Origin of the sequence: Thauera sp. (assembly GCF_035444905.1) — a bacterium.
Classification (GTDB): domain Bacteria; phylum Pseudomonadota; class Gammaproteobacteria; order Burkholderiales; family Rhodocyclaceae; genus Thauera.
The window spans coordinates 1-1,670 of sequence record NZ_DAOMPS010000139.1; the positions used below are offsets into that span (position 1 = coordinate 1).

The window sequence follows — 1,670 nt, forward strand, 5'->3', positions numbered from 1 at the left end:
CCGGAACAAGTCAAGATAGTTGTCGCCTGATTCATGCAACCAACCGCCCTATGTCTTCAGCATGTATGTGGTCGCGCACGACAGCGTCGCGCTCCGGATTGAGCGTGACTGCACCGACCGGGGTCCAGTCGCGTGTCCCACGGGACCAGCGTGCAGGATTTCGCTCGCGGGCCTGGAGATACGTCTGATGGCGTGCAGCCAGGACCGCCCGGTCCTCGAACGCGTGTCTTTGCGCCGGGGTGACGTAGCGGATGCCGCTGTGGCGGTGCTCGAAGTTGTACCAGCGCACGAAGTCACGTCCCCAGAGGCGGGCGTCTTCAAGGGTAGCGAAGCCGCGCACCGGGAATTCGGGGCGATATTTGGCCGTCTTGAAGAGCGACTCGACGAAGGCGTTGTCGTCGGAGACGCGCGGGCGCGAGTAAGACGGTTTGACGCCCAGCCAGTGCAGCATGGCGAGCACCGTGGTGGCCTTGAGCGTGCTGCCATTGTCGCCGTGGAGTACGGGCTTGTCGGTCATCGCGTGGACGCCTTCGGCCAGCGCGGTGCGCTTGAGCAGGCTCACCGCGTGGTCGGCGTCGTCGGCCTCATGGATCTCCCAGCCGACGATCTTGCGGCTGTAAAGGTCCTGGATCAGGTAGAGGTAGAACCAGCGCCCCTGCACCTGCGTCGGCAGGTAAGTCATGTCCCAGCACCAGACCTGGCCCGGCGCGGCGGCCACATGCGTGGTCGGCGTACGCGAGCGCTGAGGCGTCCGGGTGCGGCCCCGGTGACGGGTTTGCCCATGGGCGCGCAGCACGCGCTGGAAGCTCGATTCGCTGGCGATGTAGACGCCTTCGTCGGCCAGCGTCGGCACGATCCGCGCAGGTGGCTGATCGGCGAAACGCGGCTCGTTGGCCACCGCCAGGACGCGGGTGCGCTCCGCCTCGGTGAGCGCATGCGCAGGCGTCGGGCGTTCGGCCAAGGGCCGGCGGTCGCCGACGTGCAGGCCGTCCTCGGCCTTCCAGCGTTGCAGGGTGCGAACGGTGATGCCGGCGACCTCGCACGCCGGGCGCAAGCGCGCACCCGCTGCGTGAGCGGTGTCGATGTGGCGGACCATCGTTTGGCGATCTTCCAGGCCGATCATGCGTCCTCGTCCTTGTCCTTCGGAAAGATCGCCTCGAGCTTTTTTGACAGCACCAGCAGCGCGGCGGCTTCGGCCAGGGCCTTCTCCTTGCGACGCAGGTCGCGCTCGAGCTCCTTGATGCGGCGCCGGTCGGCCTTCTTCTCCCGGTGGCTGATCCGCGCGGCGTCCTCGGGGTCGGCGAGCGCCTGCGTGGCCGCTGCGCGCCATTGCTCGAGCTCCTGCGGATACACGCCGTTCTCGCGGCACCAGGCGCTCTTGCTGGCCTCGTCCATCGCGGCGGTGACCAGCACCGCCTCGAATCGGGCCGGCGCTGTCCAAGCCCGCTCGCGAGCGGGCTTGGACAGCGCATCCGCGCGCCACCGCTCCAGCGTCGCCGTTGAAATGCTCAGTTCGCGGGAAACCGTCTCCACCGATGCGCTCTCCGGGGGCAACAACCGTGCTACCGCTTTGTCCTTGAATGCTTGTCCGTATCTGGCCACTTCGTTCTTCCGTTATCGCCCTCAGGTTTCAGATTCTATCGAGGCGACAACTATCTTGACCCAGAGGG

At 66.8% G+C, this 1,670-nt stretch carries 1 protein-coding gene; it reads right to left on the bottom strand.

The genetic code is table 11. The annotated features are described in order from the left end of the window. Window positions 1-31: 31 nt before the first annotated feature. A protein-coding gene (locus PLC66_RS22630) for an IS3 family transposase (RefSeq protein WP_324544430.1) occupies window positions 32-1,602 on the bottom strand; the annotation gives its coding sequence in 2 pieces (ribosomal slippage) (window positions 32-1,170 and window positions 1,170-1,602; 1,572 coding nt in all). Window positions 1,603-1,670: the final 68 nt, after the last annotated feature.